This is a genomic window from Spirosoma gilvum, from assembly GCF_054776815.1.
In genome coordinates this window covers 73,190-90,995 of the sequence record NZ_BAAHBH010000013.1, presented here as the reverse complement: position 1 = coordinate 90,995, position 17,806 = coordinate 73,190, and the positions used below count along the sequence as shown (strand labels likewise).

The 17,806-nt window shown below is 47.0% G+C and carries 10 protein-coding genes and 1 pseudogene; 1 reads left to right on the top strand and 10 read right to left on the bottom strand.

What is annotated here, in order from left to right:
• Positions 1 to 26 precede the first annotated feature (26 nt).
• The 8 genes and pseudogenes from ACYVFD_RS28850 to ACYVFD_RS28815 form a co-directional block, all read right to left on the bottom strand.
• Positions 27 to 1,151, bottom strand: a complete 1,125-nt coding sequence (locus ACYVFD_RS28850) for a hypothetical protein (RefSeq protein WP_461093987.1) — start codon at positions 1,149 to 1,151, stop codon at positions 27 to 29.
• 22 nt (positions 1,152 to 1,173) lie between these two features.
• Positions 1,174 to 2,688 carry an OmpA family protein gene (locus tag ACYVFD_RS28845; protein WP_461093986.1) on the bottom strand — a complete coding sequence of 505 codons (1,515 nt, stop codon included), beginning with the start codon at positions 2,686 to 2,688 and terminating at the stop codon, positions 1,174 to 1,176.
• A gap of 342 nt (positions 2,689 to 3,030) precedes the next feature.
• Complete coding sequence (locus ACYVFD_RS28840; RefSeq protein ID WP_461093985.1) at positions 3,031 to 3,735, bottom strand: PPC domain-containing protein; 705 nt, start codon at positions 3,733 to 3,735, stop codon at positions 3,031 to 3,033.
• 226 nt (positions 3,736 to 3,961) lie between these two features.
• Positions 3,962 to 5,719 carry a caspase family protein gene (locus ACYVFD_RS28835; RefSeq protein WP_461094112.1) on the bottom strand — a complete coding sequence of 586 codons (1,758 nt, stop codon included), beginning with the start codon at positions 5,717 to 5,719 and terminating at the stop codon, positions 3,962 to 3,964.
• A gap of 42 nt (positions 5,720 to 5,761) precedes the next feature.
• Positions 5,762 to 7,609, bottom strand: a pseudogene (locus ACYVFD_RS28830) (WD40 repeat domain-containing protein); the annotation flags it as partial.
• Positions 7,610 to 7,678: 69 nt separating this feature from the next.
• Positions 7,679 to 11,350, bottom strand: coding sequence for a WD40 domain-containing protein (locus ACYVFD_RS28825; protein ID WP_461093984.1), 3,672 nt, complete (start codon positions 11,348 to 11,350; stop codon positions 7,679 to 7,681).
• A gap of 5 nt (positions 11,351 to 11,355) precedes the next feature.
• Positions 11,356 to 13,641, bottom strand: a complete 2,286-nt coding sequence (locus ACYVFD_RS28820; RefSeq protein WP_461093983.1) for a WD40 repeat domain-containing protein — start codon at positions 13,639 to 13,641, stop codon at positions 11,356 to 11,358.
• Between the two features lie 5 nt (positions 13,642 to 13,646).
• Positions 13,647 to 14,438 (bottom strand): hypothetical protein, encoded by a 792-nt coding sequence (locus ACYVFD_RS28815; RefSeq protein ID WP_461093981.1) that lies wholly within the window; start codon positions 14,436 to 14,438, stop codon positions 13,647 to 13,649.
• A 200-nt stretch (positions 14,439 to 14,638) separates the two neighbouring features.
• Between ACYVFD_RS28815 and ACYVFD_RS28810 the strand changes: the two genes are divergently transcribed.
• Positions 14,639 to 16,210, top strand: coding sequence for a tetratricopeptide repeat protein (locus tag ACYVFD_RS28810; protein WP_461093980.1), 1,572 nt, complete (start codon positions 14,639 to 14,641; stop codon positions 16,208 to 16,210).
• Here the strand turns inward: ACYVFD_RS28810 and ACYVFD_RS28805 are convergent.
• Together ACYVFD_RS28805 and ACYVFD_RS28800 are read right to left on the bottom strand one after the other, a co-directional pair.
• Complete coding sequence (locus tag ACYVFD_RS28805) at positions 16,203 to 16,865, bottom strand: hypothetical protein (RefSeq protein ID WP_461093979.1); 663 nt, start codon at positions 16,863 to 16,865, stop codon at positions 16,203 to 16,205. The two genes, ACYVFD_RS28810 and ACYVFD_RS28805, sit on opposite strands and share 8 nt — an antisense overlap.
• Positions 16,862 to 17,803, bottom strand: a complete 942-nt coding sequence (locus ACYVFD_RS28800) for a hypothetical protein (protein ID WP_461093978.1) — start codon at positions 17,801 to 17,803, stop codon at positions 16,862 to 16,864. Before ACYVFD_RS28800 ends, ACYVFD_RS28805 begins: the two co-directional genes overlap by 4 nt.
• Between the last annotated feature and the right edge of the window lie 3 nt (positions 17,804 to 17,806).

Below are 17,806 nucleotides of genomic sequence, written 5' to 3'. Positions count from 1 at the left end.
AGGTTAATGAGTTTGAGTGTATAGCTCTAAATCTTCTTGAAGTTGCTATATCTCCCGACTACATTGAGCGTATAAGTGCCCGCTTTACCACTGACTCGTCCAGGGTATACCTTAACTAAGTACGTATTTTTAGCCAGATTTTTGCCGAGCAGATAATTACTATTACTCGCGAGTACCGTGTAGGTAAGGGTAGTGCTTGAGGTATTTTGCAGATCAATTTGGCATACCGTTTCTGGCGAAGTCAGCTCTATGTCTAAAGGCGATGTGTTGGGTGTCAGCTCAACCGAATAAACATCAGCAGAGGTTTTGCTATCCCATGTGCCTTTGACTGTAGTTAATTGTGATTCGACTCGCTGGAGATTCTGAGCCTTACCAACAAGACGTAAATTATAGTTACCAACACTTCCCCGTATGACAGTAGCAGCCATCACACTATACGTACCCTTGTTTAACTTGAGTATGACGTACTTAGAACGATCCCCAAAATAAGAGGTGTTTAATGCCTGGCCCAACTGGTCATATACATATAAGGCAACATCCGTATCTGGCGACTCTATCTCAACATCAATGCTAAAATTATCTTCGGTTACCTCAAAAGTGTAAAAGTGGTTTTTGTAGGTTACGTCTTTTCCACCACCACCCAAAGTGCCCCAGTTCTGTGTATTCGATTGGAGTAAATTCGACGGGATAATAGTCCCCCCTGCTTTAGTACCCATCAGGCTAAGCGAAAACTTGCCAACGGCCTGCCGATCAGCCATAACCACAATCCGGTATTTACCGGCGTTGAGCGTATAGTTAGAGGCCCCCACGTTCCGCCCTCTACCTTGTACGTCGATTTGCTGACCCAGTGGATTAAATAAGGCATACTGCACATCTATGACATCGGATGTTAACTGTATAGCCACTGGCTGATTATTGCCTTCTATTTCGAAGTTATACTGAAAGTTCTTAAACGAATCGACGTTTGTAAAACCACCTGCTCCCCCTTTTGCCTGCGTCCATTCGCCAGTGATAGGCGCAGTTGGATCAACTACCTGCGGAACGGTAGGGCCAGGATTAGACGTCGTTTGTGGTTGAACAGATTCCTGTTTTACTGTACATCCGGCTAGAATAGATATCCAGACCATTAAACCTATTTGTATGATTTTCATAACCTTATGTGTTTAGAAGCGATTAATGAGAAAATCCCAATCCAAGCCTAACGCCCACAAATTGCATGGGATCAACGACGTACGACTTTTTCAGGGTTGTTGACGCAATAGCAGCCTGATAAAACAAGCCAGCATCCAGGTTAATAGTACGGCCGATGGGAATCAGGTAGCCCAGTGTACCCCCGTAGTTCGTTTGGGTGCCACTAAAACCGAAACCATTTTCGGGAGCGTCGATGGTAACATTAAGTTGACTAATCCCACCCTGCGGCATGAGGTACGCATGGTTCCCCAACTTAACCCGTACATGGCCCATCAGAAAGGCCTGATTAGCTTTGGTATAGTAGGTATAATACGGTGGATCACCCCGCTTTTCGACCAGATCGACCTGCGTGCTCCACGCCAGATACCCAAGCTCGGCCCCAACACTTATTTTCCTCGACAGCCAATAATCGAATTGCAACGAACCTCCACCGCCTATTGTATGCCCATAGCCTTCCGATAGAGATGTCCAGACCTCAGTTCCCAGCATATACGTGGGGAAGCCGTTCAGTTGAATCGTAAACTTCTTGGCAGATACGGGTGGAGGTGGTACATCTTCTCTTCGACCAAGCAACTCTGTTGAGCCAACAAGCCGACGACTTCCATCTGGGTATTCGATAAATTCGACGCTGTCGACTGAGACTCTAACTAAGGGTGCGTTAGCGTTCTCCCGATAGCTAACAGTCTTGTTATCTACACTCGATACCACAAACGTGACCGGAATACGACGACCATTTTTGAGCTGAATTGTATAAACCTCACTACTCAACCCCAGTAATCTCAACTCAACCCGTCTATTGAGCGCACGGCCCAACTCCGTATTATTCGTAGCGAGGGGTGCAGTCTGCCCATAACCCATCGCCTGTATACGGTTTCCCGCTATTTTCTTTGTACCGACTAAATACGCCCTGACTGCGTTGGCCCGGCTTTGTGAAAGTTGAGAATTTGTAGAAACGCTTCCGGTATTGTCGGTATAACCGCTTATTTCAACCGTCACGGTAGGGATTTTCACTAGAAAAAGCGCGATCGAATCCAGATAAGCAAACGATTGGGGATCTACCTTTTTCGAACCCGTGTCAAACAAAATCGTGTGTAGCCGTACTTTCCGATCTTTAATCGATTTGTCTTTTTCGATGTCCTGAATAATCTCATCCAATTCCGATTCTCGTTTCGGTTTCGGCTCAGGTTTGTTCGTTGGCTCGACGTTTGCTATTGATTCATGCTCGTTATCGATGGGCTTATGTTCTTCTATGGGTGGTTTTATACTAACCACCTTCCCATTGGCGTAAACGATTCGATTCACCAGGGTTTTATTGATACGCAGGATGGTCGTTCCGCTCAGTCTCCTATACCGAATGACAGATTCATCTACAGCGATAATTCGGCACTGAATTCTGACATTGTCGGTTTTGACAATCACGTCGGGCTTTCTGGTTTGTGCGAAGCCGATCGGCGCAGTAATCCATAATAGCAATACAAGTAAACTGACTATTTTCATGGGGTATTGAGTATTTAGTTACTTCAGAGTTTTGTACTTGGTAAATTGCCGGTCAACGACGTGGAGTTAATTACCGGAATAGCCAGGGCTGTCTCACCCTTTTCATCTCCCAACATAAGCGCAGGAAGGAAGTAGAAAACGAATTGATTTTTCATGGTTGAGTGATTGATTACAACCATATATTCCCTGTTAGCAGGAGAAAGTAACAGGCCATAGAGAAATATTTATGACTACTTTCTAGCTATGCTTAAGCACAGGTCTAGAATAGACCTTTGGATTCCCATAGACTCTATTTGATTGACAGTCAAACCAATATAACCTATAAGAATCCAAAGAATTGCACTAATTTGTTGCCATGGCGTATCGGTTATAGACATTTCCTCGGTTCTTCACCCGGATAATGAACGTGCCTGTGTAGCGGGGAGTCCAACTGACAGCGCAGTAGTCAGAACTATCATCGTCCGATGCTATTAGATTGCCATTACTGTCATAGATATACAGGTCCAGATCGGTATCGCCATCCCCCCGAACCACTACAGCGGCAGGCTCCTGGCCATAGAATGCAATTCGAAATACATCCACAGATCCAGCCTCTACCCGTGTACGTGTTACCCTTTGTCCACCAACGGGTCCACGTGTGAGGACGGGCCGTACTTTGTTCGCCAAGGCAAGCAGGTTGGCATCCCCTTTGGCCATTTGCTTGGCATCGGCCAGTAGTCGGGCTGGATCTGTCGGATTAGGCTTTTCAGTTTTGGTAACGGTTGGTGTTCCTGCTGCCGGGTTGGCTTTTGCTTCGGCATTTAAGGGTGTCACACCTAATTTGTAAATCATATCGGCAGCTGTAATCAGACAGAGGGCGCAGTTGTTAGCGTAGCCATAGCGAGCCAGATTAATTGCGCTACCATAATCCGCTACTTTCTGGGTCTTTGGCGTAACCGGAGTCGATTCTTTGGTTTCTTCTTCCCGTTTTGTGTCGGGTTCTTTTTGCGCAAACAAAGGGCTTCCAAGCGCAGTAAACAATAGGGCGAAAATGAGTTGTTTTTTCATGGTACTTGACAAGATGTTTGGTTGTTACAAAAGGATATTCCGGTCGGAGAGCAGAAAGTAACAGCCTGACCAAAAAAAATTTGTAACACCGCCAAGCGAGGGAAAGTAATCAAGTATTGCTATAGAATTGTCAAACGTAGTCAGGCGGCAGCCAGGAATACCAAAAGACTGATAAACAACCTCTTGACCACTCCTAACTACCATCTGACTATACTCGACAATCTACTTACGGCTTCACCAGTCCCTGCGCTTTTGTCAATACCAACTGCACCAGATCGAGCAGTTTGCTCTTTGTACCCGTCACCACAAAATCCCCCACCGGCACCGAGGACCGAAATACTTTGCATAAGACCGACACCTTCTCGCCCTTTAGCGTGTAACGTCCACTGAGCGTGTAAGCACCCGGATAAGCTTTGGCGTCCATTGTTAATACAGGCGCATCGGCCCCACGCGTGGCGATGAGATCATTTAACGCACTTTCAACCTTGTTCTTCAACTCCAGCACATCATCGAGCTGACTATCTTCCTGAAAACTTTTGACCAGCAAAACGGGCTTGGGCTCGGCGATATGAATCTTCGCTTTCACCCCCTCCGTCACCCGGCCCACATCGAAACTGCGCTGATTCTGAGTCCCCCGGTAAAATGGTTGCTGAATACCACCAATGCCTTTCGCCAGCACTGGTACCTGTTCCACGGCGTATCCCAGCCACTTCTCTACATCTACAAACTCGTCGGTTCCTTCCCGACGCAGCGCTGCTCCTCTCATTCCTTGCAAGAGGGCATACGTCAGTAACCCTTGCCCATATACGTTAGCTTCGTAGCTCGATGCATCAGCCGCAGAACCAGCCAGTACGTAAAAGCCGGTACGTCCCTGCAACCGGTCTAATGCCCGGATTTGACTAGCGGGTACGTCACGGGCAGCCAGCAGTAATTTTTCAGCCCCTTTACCCGCCGAGCACACATCCAGAATCAGCACTTTTTTACGGGCCGGAATCAGGTTGAGGTAGCGGGTAAGTTCCTGACTCGATAACGCATACGTCTGTCGAACGGCTGGGTCGTTGAGGTAGCTGGCATCGGTTGAGGTGGCCCCAGCGGTGAGGTAATACAAATCACCGTCCTGTCCACCGTAGTTAATGGCGTGACCCGACAGATGCAGGATGAAAATATCTTCCGGACGAGTCTGTTGAGCCGCTACCAGGGCTTTTATAATCTCGGCTTTAGTGGTTTGAGCAACTCCACCCGGCTTGGAAACAAGCAGTTGAACCGCTACGTTAGCTGGGCTGAATAACTCGATGGCAGCCAATTGCAGACCACTAGCAATCTGTTGGGCATCCGTATGGGCAAAGCGCAGACCAACATTGGATGTGCCTACGACCAAAGCCCGCAATCGGACTGTTTTCCGAACAGCTACTAATGGTGATTTCTCAGGCTCCCCACCCCGTCCCCGTGTACGAACGACAGGGCGATAGTATATTTCGGTGGGTCTGCTACTAAGCCAGCCCTCGCCATTGACCGATACCACCCGAATGGTGTTGAGCGTATCGTATCGGTTGGCAAATCGGGCAAGTGGCAGAGCAAGGGTAAGCGTATTCTGACTAACGTCTCGCTTGGGGTTCGTTCGTAAATCGTTAACCACTTCGGCACCGTTAATGAAGACAGAAACCGGCCCAATGCCACCCTTACGGTTGTTGAGCTTGACTGTGAGTTCATCGCCTTTTAGAGAAAGCTGAATACTAGGAGGCAGATTAACCCCTTCAAAGGTAGGCACCTGGCGGAGTGGTTCGTTTTTGTAACCCATAAGGATGGGAAGCAGACCAGGTTGATAGTAGCGCTGTTTAAGTTGATCCAACTCGATCACTTTCCACGGCTCATCGTTATCAGTAGGGTCATTGACCACATAGTGCATGAGTTTCATAGCGCCGGGCGACGCATCGAACAGGCCAGAGGGCGTAGTCACAGCCCAGTCGGTAGAATCAATGGCCATTAATGTTGCAATCTCTTTGCCAGTACTTGCATTCCAGATTTTTGTCGTGTTGTCTTGTGAACAGGAAAAAAGAAAATCCTTATTAGCCAATAAAACATCATTAACTTTCGCTTTATGTCCCTCGAAGCGTTTTAATTCCTTACCTGTGTTCAAATTCCAAAGAGTAAGTTGCTTACTAGAATCATTAAAATAATCTACATATTCTCCGGCAGAAAATGCAGAACTCTCATCCTTAGAGAATCTAATCGGATAATATCCATGATTACTCATCGTAAATTTTCGCAACACATTTCCAGAATTGATATCCCATTCTATAAATAACTTATCATAACTCCAGGATAATATAGAATTATTGTTAGCAGAAAAGGCAACACGAGGAATAGAATGGGTATGCCCGATAAACTGCCTGATTTGTTTTTTTGTATCAAAGTCCAAGAGAACAAGTTTTTTATTACACCCTGCTACAATAAAACGGCCATTAAGTGATACGGCTATTGAAATTATTCCATTCAAGTCAGTAAATTGATGAATTAATTTACCTGAACTTATCTCCCATATATAGAGCTTGCTTCCTCGCCCCGCTAAAGCAAAACGATTATCAGGCGATAAAGCAATTGCATCTACCCTATTATTAATAGTAAAATGCTTTAGTTGTTTTCCTGTACTTGCCTCCCAGAAAATAATCCGGTTATTCTGATCAGAAGACAGAATAAATCGACCATCAGCAGAAAATTCTATAGCATCGATCCAACCATCATGCCCCTTAAACTTCCTTACTAACCTTCCTTTATTAAGTTGCCATAAATTAACCACACCATCACTTTGCCCTGTCAGGACGTAATTACCATCGGGAGAAAAGGTCATACGGGCAATTATAGTTGTATGACTAATAAATTGCTTAACTGGTTTCCCTGAAGTAATATTCCAAAGAATAAGACTTCGGTGATTAGAACCGGATAAGGCATAGCGGCCATCAGGCGAAAAGGCGACTTCGTTAATACTATTCTTATAATCTTCAAATCCTCTGATATGACCTTCAAAATGTCGTACTATCATTCCAGATCTGATATCCCAAAGAATAAGTGTTCCATTCCAATCGCTCGACAATGCATACCGTCCATCTGGAGAGAATTTTATAGCCTGAATCCAGATATTGTGGCCTATCAATCGTTTTATTATCTTTCCAGATTGAACATCAAAAAGATTTATATCCATACGATTATCTGACTCATATAAAACGTACCGACCATCTGGTGAAAAAGCAGCATCAAGGATTCCTGACCGAGGATGATTACCATCCAAACGATGCAGTATTTTCCATGAATTGGTGTCCCAAATAATAATAGTATCGTCAAGAGAGCTAGACATAGCTAAGCGACCATCTGCAGAAAAAGCTACCGAAGTAACATAATCAGTATGCTCTTTTAATCGGCGAATCAACTTACCAGTTTTAGTCTCCCAAACGACTACTTCACCCATTCCAGTTGCAGATAGTATCAATTGACCATTGGGTGAAAAAGCAACCGAGTACACGCAACCTGAACCACTATCCAATCTTTTAATTATCTTTCCAGTACTAACCTTCCATAAAATAAGAGTGCCATCATAAGAACCTGATATTGCCAAGGCACCATCAGGTGAGAATGCAACAGAAGTAACGACCCAATTATGACCCTCAAAGGTTCGCAATAGCTTTCCACTACTAATTTCCCAAAGTTTCACTGTCTCGTCTTGAGAGCCAGACAATGCGTATTTACCATTGGGGGAAATTGCCACAGATTCTACATAACTAGTATGTCCAATCGGCACCACCAACTCCGGCTTTTGGGCGCTGCTATAAAAGCTTACTAGTAAAAAGTAAAATAGGCCAATTAAGATAAACCGGTTCATATGGATCAGTTCTTAGAGTGTAGATTGAGAGGTTAATTTATTCAAATAGCCAGACGATAGACATGGTATTTATGGCTTCACTAGTCCCTGTGCTTTAGTCAACACTGCCTGCACCAGATCGGGCAGCTTGCTTTTAGTGCCTGTTACGATAAAATCTCCTACTAGCACCGAAGTCCGAAATACGGTACACGAGACCGATAACTCTTCGCCTTGTAGCCTGTAACGACCATTCAAGGTATAGGCTCCCGGATAAGCTTTGACGTCCATTGTCAGTATTGGCGCATCACTTCCCCATGCGGCTATGAGGTCATTTAACGCACTTTCAACCTTGCTTTTTAGATCAAGTACATCTTCGAATTGGGTATCTTCCTGAAAATTTTTGACCAGCAGTATCAGCTTGGGATTGGCGATATGAATCTTGGCTTTTACGGATTCGGTGACTTTCCCAATGGAGAAACTACCTTCCGTGGCTTGACCCGGAACAGAGTCTCCCAAATGGCTGCCCTTTTTATGATAAGGTTTTTGAATGCCACCAACGTCTTTAGCCAGGATAGGAACCCGATTTTCCACATGAGTAAACCATTTTTCTACATCTAAAAATTCATCCTCGCCTTCATGCCGTAGGGCTGCACCCCTCATTCCTTCCAGCAGCGCATACGTAACTAACCCTTGTCCATATACGTTAGCCTCGTAACTAACAGCATCCGCAGCCGAACCGGCCAATACGTATAGGCCCATCCGTTCTTGTAACTCGTTCAACGCCCGTATTTGACTGCCAGGTACGTCGCGGGCAGCCAGAATTTTTTCGGCACCTTTACCCGCCGAACACACATCCAGAATCAACACTTTTTTCTTGGCAGGTATTTTTTTGAGGTACTCAATAAGTTCCTGAGTCGACAGGGCATATTGCTGACGAATGGCGGAGTCGTTGAGGTAGCTCACATCGGCTGAGGTGGCTAAAGCCGTGAGAAAATATAAATCCCCATCCTGTCCACCAAAATTGACGGCATGGCCAGAAATGTGTAATACAAAAATATCTTCAGCCTTTGTCTGCTGGGCGGCTTCCAGTGCCTTCACAATCTCGGCTTTGGTGGTTTGCGCAACCCCACCCGGCTTAGTAACAAGCAGTTGAACTGACACGTTAGCCGGGCTGAATAACGCTGTGGCGGCCAGCTCTAGGCCGTTGGCAATTTGCTCGGCATCGGAATGGGCAAAACGAAGCCCAATGTTAGACGTTCCGACCACCACTGCCCGAAAGCGTACTGTTTTGAGAGTGGTAGAAGACGGGGTTTTCTCAGGCTCACCACCACGAGCAATTATGGATGGCTTATAATCAATTTCTACAGGGCGACTCCGAAGCCAGCCTTCACCATTCTTCGCCACTACTCGAATACTATTTGGCGCATTGGCATAAAAATGACTTGGGAAGGAAACCAGTGGCAACTCAAGCGAGAGCGTTTCCTGGTTGCTATCTTCCTTGGGATTCTTACGTAAATCCTTGACTATCTCTGCTCCGTTAATGAAAACGGAGACAGAACCGATGCCCCCTTTTTGGTTGTTGAGCTGAACGACCAGTTTATCGTTCTGAATAGAAAGTTTGATATCAGGCGGTAAGGTGGCGTTATCAAATGGAGGCACCTGACGGAGCCGTTCGTTTTTATAGCCTATCAGAATGGGCAGCAGACCGGGCTGATGATAGCGTTGTATAAGCTGATCCAGGTTAATAACTTTCCAGGGTTCATCGTGGTCGGTGGAGTCGTTGACAACGTAGTGCATGAGTTTCATGGCTCCGGGCGAAGCATCGAATAAACCAGTGGGAGTTGTCACAACCCAATCAGTATAGTCAACTGCGATCAGAGTAGCTATTTCGTTGCCAGTGCCGATGTCCCAAAGCTTGGTCGTGGTGTCCCATGACCCAGAGGTTACAAAACGACTATCGGGTGAGAAAGCGACTGATTCGACCTCATCTGCATGCCCTCTGAAAGTACGAAGCAGCTGCCTGGTCTGCATATCCCACAGCTTGAGCGTTTTATCTGCTGCCCCTGATAGGACATAACGATTGTCGGGCGAGAAGGTGACCGATTTGATCATACCTGTATGCCCTTTAAAGGTGTGAACTTGCTGGCCCGACTGCACATCCCAGAGCTTGAGTGTATAGTCCGCTGACCCCGACAGCGCATACTTACCATCAGGTGAAAAGGCGACCGCAATAACCATATCTGTATGCCCTTTAAAGGTATGAACCTGCTGTCCCGACTGTACATCCCAGAGCTTAAGCGTCTTATCATGTGACCCCGACAGCGCATAGCGGCCATCGGGTGAGAAGGCCACTGATCTGACACCACTCGTGTGCCCGATAAGGGAGCGAAGTTGTAGACCTGTTTGTATATCCCAGATTTTAAGCGAGTCGTCCGATGACCCTGACAGGGCATACTTACCATTGGGTGAAATGGCCACTGAATAGACTTGCTCCTTATGTCCTCTGAAGCTGCGAACTTCCTGGCCCGTTAGTATACTCCATAGCTTGAGGGTGTTGTCATATGATCCAGATAGAGCATAGTGACCATCGGGCGTGATGGCTACAGAATGAACGGCATCCGTATGACCGATGAAGGTGCGAAGAAACTGACCTGTCTGAAAATCCCAGAGTTTGAGTGTGTTGCCCCTCTCATTTAACCGGTGGCTGTAGACTCCACCCTTAGCCTCACCTAGTAACGCATAACGACCATCGGGCGAGAAGGCCACCGATTCGACTAAACTCGTATGCCCGGTGTAGGTGCGAATTCGTTGCCCCGTCTGCACATCCCATAACTTTAGCGTGTTGTCATGTGACCCTGACAGTGCATAGCGACTATCGGACGAAAAGGCCACCGATTCGACCGACTCCGTATGCCCGGTGTAGGTGTGAAGTTGTTGCCCCGACGCAACATCCCAGAGTTTGAGTGTGTTGTCCCATGACCCTGACAGCGCATAGTGACCATCGGGAGAGAAAGCCACTGAACTGACAAAACTCGTATGACCCCAGAGTGTGCGAAGTTGCTGCCCCGACGCAACATCCCAGAGCTTAAGCGTCTTATCATGTGACCCCGACAGCGCATAGTGGCCATCGGGAGAAAAGGTCACTGATTCGACCGACTCCGTATGCCCAGTAAATGTACGAACTTCCCGACCCGTCTCTATATTCCATAACTTTAGGGTTTTGTCCCTTGACCCTGATAACACATGCTTGCCATCGGAGGAGAATGTCACCGAGTAGATTTGATCCGTATGTCCTTTGAAGGTGTGGACTTTTCGACCCGACTTCACATCCCAGAGCTTAAGTGTCTTATCCATTGACCCTGACAGAACATAGTGACCATCGGGAGAGAAGGCCACCGATCTGATAATACCCTCGTGCCCGGTGAAAGTGCGAACTTCCTGGCCACTGGTTATATCCCATAGTTTTAAAGATTTGTCCCACGATCCCGATAACGCATAGCGACTATTGGGCGAGATGGCCACCGAGACAACCTGGCTCGTATGCCCGGTGAAAGTGCGAATTTCCCGACCCGTTTTCACTTCCCATAACTTTAGACTTTTGTCATAAGAACCCGACAGTGCATAGCGGCCGTCGGGTGAGAAGGCTACCGAGAAGACATGATTCGTATGCCCAATCGGCACCACCAACTCTGGCTTCTGTGCGCGACCGTAAAAGCTTACTAGTAAAAAGTAAAATAGGGCAATTGAGGTAAACCGGTTCATAACGATCAATTTGTGGATGTATATTCCTGAGTGCTGTTCAATAACATGGGCAACAGGCCGGGTCGATAGTCGTTTTGTTTGTATTGCTCCCGTTCAATTGCCTTCCAGGGCTCATCGGGGTTAGCAGGGTTGTTTACTACATAGTACAACAAATCTATAGCATCTGGCGATGCATCGAATAACCCATCGGGCGTAGTAACGACCCACTCGCCATCATCAAGCATGGTCAGTGTGGCGGCTTCGATTCGGGTATTGACGTTCCAGATTTTGACCATACTACAGCTGGCACTTAGGCCAAAGCGACCGTCGGGCGAGAAGGCAACCGAATAAACCGAATCGATATGCCCTTCCAACCGACTGAGCAAATTACTTGTGCTGACGTCCCAGAGAATAACCGTTTTGTCATCGGAGCCGGAGAGTACATATTGACTATCGGGCGAGAAGGCAAGGCAGGTAACCTTATCGGTGTGGTATTCAAGTCGCCTGAGCAATTTGCCGGTACTCGCTTTCCGAAGAATCAGTGTCTTATCATCAGATCCCGACAAGAGATAACGACCATCGGGCGAGAAAGCGATGCAGGTAATCGAGTCGGTATGGCCTCTCATTCGCTTTAGTAGTTTACCCGTACTGACCTCCCACCAAATTAGTTTGTTCCAAAATCCACCCAAGGCGTAACAACCATCAGACGAAAAGGTAAAGTAGCGACACCAGAAGTCGTTTTTTCGACCTTCCAGGTGTTGGGATTCCCCTGTACTGACGTTCCAGAGTATTAATTCTTCAGAAAAGTTCTTCGACAAGAGATAGCAGCCATCGGGCGAGAAGGTCATGGATTCAACAGAGTATTTATGACATTCTAAGTGTCTTAGGCGCTTCCCCATAGTAATGTCAAAAAGGATTAGCTTATTACAGTACTTCACCCAGGATCCCACCAGGGCATAGCGACCATCGGGGGAGAAGATCATCGCCTTTGGCTCGCCAATATGATAGTCATCTTCTTCTAACTCCAATTCTAAGCGCCTTATTAGCTTTCCCGTACTAATTTCCCAAAGGATAGGATTCTGAAAATCTGCTCCTGACAAAAGATAACGGCCATCGGGCGAGAAAGCAACAGACTTAATAGGATCTCTATACCGCTTTCCATACTCTTCCCGATATCCTTCCGAATGGCCTTCCAACCGCTGCAGTTTCCCTGTATTAATATCCCCTACAATAAGTGTATCTGGGTCCCCTTCCGATAGGGCAAAATGACCATTAGGCGAAAAGATTGTAGACCAAGTGTTGCCGTATTTGAACTGCCTTAGCAATTCCCCCGTACTAACATCCCAGAGTTTGAGAGTATGATCTTCTGAACAAGACACAGCAAAACGGCTATCTGGGGAAAAGGCAACAGACCGAGTCTCATGCTCATGGCCTTCCAGTCTCCTTATTAACTCTCCCGTATTGACATCAATAAGATCAACGTAGCGATAGTTACCTGCCAAAACATAGCGACTATCGGGAGAGAAGGCAAAGAATATAGAAAACTCCCAATAAGTCTTCAATTCTCGCACCATCTTACCCGTATTCATATCGCAGAGAATGAGCGTGAAGTAATCTTTATCCCTCATAGCATACGTACCAATTGGGGCAGCATGACCATCGGGAGTAAATAAGGCCGGAACGCGAGATTCAACCACAGAAAGTGCAGCAAATGCCACAAACCGGCCATCGGGCGAGAAAGCCACAGGGCCAACACCGTCCTCATGGCGTCCTACTATCCTGCCTGTAACAGCCTCCCAAAGAAGAACTGTCTTGTCCCAAGAACCCGACAAAACGTAACAGCCATCGGGTGAGAAGGCCACAGAACTAACCCTGTGTGTATGACTTTCTAGTCGGCGCACTACTGTGCCTGCGCTAATATCCCAAAGGAGAACGGTCTTGTCCCAGGAACCTGACACAGCATAACCACCATCTGGGGAAAAGGCTACAGAATTGACTCTGTCCGTATGGCCTTCCAATCGACGTACCACTGTACCTGTGCTAACCTCCCAAAGAATAAGCGTGTTGTCCCAAGAACCTGACAAAATGTAACGACCATCGGGCGAAAAGACTACCTCTGTAACCACATCGGAGTGACCTTCCATCCGCCACAGTACCCTTCCTGTAGTTAATTCCCAGATAATAAGCACATTATCCCAAGCCCCCGACAAAACATACTTCCCATTGGGCGAAATAGCGACTGTAGTAACTGACCCAAAATGCCCAGTTGGTACAACTAATTTCGGTTTTTGTGTTTGGTAAGACTGTTTCATAACGATTAGTTTACTGAGTGCAGATTAGCCATCAAGCTGGTATCGGTGTAATTGGCTAGTAGCTTATTGGAAAACGCTTCGGCATAGCTGGCGGCATCGGGGTCGTTGCGATGGCGCTGCTGGTAACGATCCTGAATCGATTCCTGCAAGCGTGTTAGGGCGTATTCGGCCAGTGCCTGCTCGTCGGACTTAGTCACTAAAAATAGAAGCGGGCTGTCTACTTGCCGAACCTGATGCCGGAACCGCCGGGCCAATGATTGCGTATAGTTGCTGATGTTCATCTTACACTGCCGTAGCTGATCGGCAAGCACACGGGTACGCTGATCGAGTTGGGTCTCTTTATCGCTTAGTGCCATTTTTTTCAACGGAATGTCAATGATATCCAGCAGACTAAAGTCGGCTCCATCTTCCTGAATCTCTTGCGCATCCGCTATTGCCTGACTCACATCGGCTGTTAGTTGTTGGGTCTGGCGGCACACAAACAGCATTTCCTGCTTTATCGACTGGGTAGTACCATCATAGGCTTCGACTGCCAGAATGTGCTCATCAAGCTGTCTCAACTGGCTGATAAGCGCAGCAATCTGCTCAGGGTGATCTTTGCTGGGTAGGATAAGCTGATTTTCTAACGAGGCAAAGGGAACCAACGAACCAACAAAAGCGATATCATTGTCGAACTGATTGATGGTTAAGTCGATGTGATTTTTCAGTGAATCGGTTGGGCTCAGGTAGTGGCAACTGGTCATTGAAAAGAACAACACAAGTACGATCAATGAGTAGAGAAATCGGAAACGGTTCATGGCTAAAGTTAAGCGATATAATTAGTTGAAAATCACGACAAGTCGTTTAAAATACCTGACTCCACAGTTACGTAGAGTCAGGTACAAATTGGATAGGTGTGGATGAAACCGGAAAGCTTTTGTGGCTTGGGGTGTTACATTTGGTTATTCCGGCGGAATAGAGAAATGTAACAGGTTCACCGAAAAATTTTTGATATTTTATGATGAGGCCGCTCTTATTGGTGCATATCGTTCTGACGATTAGCCTACTTTCTCCCGAATCACCAGCCCCTAAGCCCGCCGACAAGACGGTTGCAGTACGACGAGTATATGCGCGTTTGCTTCAAACGATTGGAAACCCTGCCGATGCTCCCACGCTACAGGTACTGGCCCGCGCGGTCGGTAAACCAACGGGACAGTTGGTATATTCGGCCGATCCGGCCCGGATTGATATCGGAGAGGATGTACTGGACCTCTGTGCCACCTTTGGCGATAGTACCGATGCAGCCCTCGCTTGTTTGCTTGGGCACGAACTAGCTCATTTCCAATATCGTCATGGAAGCAAACAGGGTTTCTTTTCACCCATTATTGGCAAAAATGACTCGGCCTATTCCTCCGAAAATCTGGAAGCTACCGCCGACCGATCGGGCGTATTTACGGCCTATCTGGCAGGTTACAATGCCTTTGGCGTGGCCCCGGTGATTTATCGGGCCTTCTACGATACGTTTAAGAAACCTGACCAGTTGCCAGGCTATCCCGCCAAAAGTCAGCGACTACAGATGGTAACCGATACCACTACCCGTGTGCAGGAGTTGGCTCAGTTGTTCGAAATCGGTGAAATTCGTTACCTGCTGCATGATTTCGATGGGGCCAGCCGCGATTTTGATGCATTAACCAGTCGATACCCAAGTTCTACTACGGTCAATAATCTGGGCGCTATCAAACTCAATCAGGCATTGGGACGCATGGAGTTAGCCCGAAATAATCCTAAGCTGCGGTTTCTGTTTCCGGTTGAGTTCGATAGCGATAACCGATTGCTCACCTCAACTCTTCGAGACAACTCGTCGTATCAGCAGCTATTGACCGAGGCTAAAAAACTGTTTACCAATGCTCTGACTAAACAACCTACACATCAGGCGGCTGCGCTCAATCTGGCGATTGCAACCTATTTACTTGGCGATTCGGAGCAGGCCCGTCAAACATTACTTCGGTATATCTCTCCCCTATCAGCTAATGCACAGTTAATGATGGGCATTGTTCAGGCCGATCTTGGCCAGATCGATGCAGCCCGAAAATCATTCAAACTGGCAGTAGAGAAAAAGGCGTTCCGGGCTGTCGATAACCAAAAATACTTCGAAGAAGGTCAGAAACCCGGCTGGCAACAGTGGTTTAATCAGGCAATGGCTAAATATCAGGTGAAAGAAACAGCCCCAACTCCCCTGCCTGCCTGGCCCGACAAGATGATACTGGCGAAATATCCTCCTGTGATAGTGTTACCTGGTGACGTGAAAATCGCTCGTACTGGCTCACTTACGAGCTATCAACTGCGCATCACCAGTGAGCCAGTTACGAACGAAACAAAAAATGTACGGTACCGAGTGTTAAAAAGCAGCCAAGTACCGTTGAAAGGCTTGGATATTCATAAAGCACCCAACCAGCATGGAACTCCGGCTACAATCATAGCCGGAGCACGAGCTACGGTTTTCTATGGATATCGAAAAGCCAAACAATGGCTGTTTCTTGAATACCGCGATAATCAATTAATAAGCTGGATAGCCGCCGAACCTATTTAACCGGCACTAATGGTTTACGCACGCCATAAGTATCGGGCTCCAGACGGTAGATTTGCCCCTGCGGTGTTTTAAGCAGTTTGCTCCCCAGTTTCCGATCGTCGCTTAAAGACCATTTTTTGGCATCTTCTGGCAGATCAGGCAGGTAAATATGCAGGCTATCGTCGCTACTTAGATACTCACCCCCGGCTGGTCCTCGGCTGCTGAATTCGACCGGGAATGTTGTCTGTTTACTCGAACTATCTCCCGCCATACCGAAACCTCGCAGGTCGTAGGTTATCGTCACAGCCATCGTTTTGGGTTGCAGATAATTGTTTATACCCAGCCACCCCAGGCCTGCAACGACTACAATAACCGCTGCTGCTCGCACCCAGGTCTGCTGCCAAAAAGGAGCAACCCGACCAGGTTTCGGTTCGATTACATGCAGATTAGCCGCAGGTTCTAACACATGATTTGCCATAAACTGAGCAATAAGCTCATTGTCTTCAGCTTGTTGTTGCTGGTTAATCTGACTATTAAGCGCTTTTTGAACCAATACCTCGGTCCGAAAATCAGGATCATCATCCATCTTTTGGCGTACGAGTTCTAATGTTGACTCATCAAGTTTTCCGGCCAGATATGCCTCAATAAAAATCCATTTGTTATCGTCCGTGATCATCTGGCTAAAGGGTTGGTGTTAAGTTTTTTGTCCAGGCACATACGTAGCATTTTATTCGTTTCCGTTAACCGCACACTAGCAGTATGCGCATCCTTGTAGCCAGCCAACCCCGCAATTTGTGCCATGGTTAGTTTGTCGTAACTGCTCAGAATTTGCTCCTCATTCAGCGGCCCCTCCTCATACCCTTTCCAGAACGCGTTTACTAATCGCACCAGTAACTGTCTGGACTGTTGTAGCTGCGCCAGGCATTCAGCAATGCTACGTTTTGCCTTCTCGAAATCAACCTGTTTGGGGACACGAAGCTCAGGATACTCTGGTAGTAATGGCAGATTCACTTCAACTGTTTCAGGCTCTTCTTCCTCATCAGCAGCGATCGGAAAATCGAATGTACCGATATCATCATCCCCTGCCGATACATATACTGTTTCGAGCCACTGCCATGACTGTCTTTGGCTTTTTTCTAATTGCTTCAACGCTTTTTTTCTAGCAATCCCTTTCACTACCGTTGAGATCAGGGCAAGCACGGGTTTCCCCTTTTCGATCATCTCAAAAAATGTACTGAAACTCTCATTCAGCACATCGTCGGTCATATCGGTTGTCCGAAAAGTAAACGATTTCAAGAAATGGCGAACCGTATCCTGATTTTCAGCCAGAATATCGCTCATCGCTTTGGCCTGTTGAGTGGGCGTACCATTCACCGCCAACCAGATTTGCATCTGCTCTCGGGTTAAACTCAGGACGAAGGCCGTCTGTTTCAGTCGCTGTTTCGTAGCGACACGCCGAATATTCAGCGCAGCCGCCAGCGTCCGACTTGTGATCTCATCAATATCCTTTTTCGACAGCTTGTCAAGCTCCTTATTCTTGGACAAGGCATCAACAATAATAGGGTGTATCTGAGATACATACTGGTTGAGTTCCTCAGTAGTGGGGATAGCCATTAG

What these genes read in the sequence shown, in the direction of transcription:
- ACYVFD_RS28850 (WP_461093987.1), bottom strand. Translation starts at nt 1,151, where the DNA reads ATGAAAATCATACAAATAGGTTTAATGGTCTGGATATCTATTCTAGCC.
- ACYVFD_RS28845 (WP_461093986.1), bottom strand. Translation starts at nt 2,688, where the DNA reads ATGAAAATAGTCAGTTTACTTGTATTGCTATTATGGATTACTGCGCCG.
- ACYVFD_RS28840 (WP_461093985.1), bottom strand. Translation starts at nt 3,735, where the DNA reads ATGAAAAAACAACTCATTTTCGCCCTATTGTTTACTGCGCTTGGAAGC.
- ACYVFD_RS28835 (WP_461094112.1), bottom strand. Translation starts at nt 5,719, where the DNA reads ATGGCCATTGATTCTACCGACTGGGCTGTGACTACGCCCTCTGGCCTG.
- ACYVFD_RS28825 (WP_461093984.1), bottom strand. Translation starts at nt 11,350, where the DNA reads ATGAACCGGTTTACCTCAATTGCCCTATTTTACTTTTTACTAGTAAGC.
- ACYVFD_RS28820 (WP_461093983.1), bottom strand. Translation starts at nt 13,641, where the DNA reads ATGAAACAGTCTTACCAAACACAAAAACCGAAATTAGTTGTACCAACT.
- ACYVFD_RS28815 (WP_461093981.1), bottom strand. Translation starts at nt 14,438, where the DNA reads ATGAACCGTTTCCGATTTCTCTACTCATTGATCGTACTTGTGTTGTTC.
- ACYVFD_RS28810 (WP_461093980.1), top strand. Translation starts at nt 14,639, where the DNA reads ATGATGAGGCCGCTCTTATTGGTGCATATCGTTCTGACGATTAGCCTA.
- ACYVFD_RS28805 (WP_461093979.1), bottom strand. Translation starts at nt 16,865, where the DNA reads ATGATCACGGACGATAACAAATGGATTTTTATTGAGGCATATCTGGCC.
- ACYVFD_RS28800 (WP_461093978.1), bottom strand. Translation starts at nt 17,803, where the DNA reads ATGGCTATCCCCACTACTGAGGAACTCAACCAGTATGTATCTCAGATA.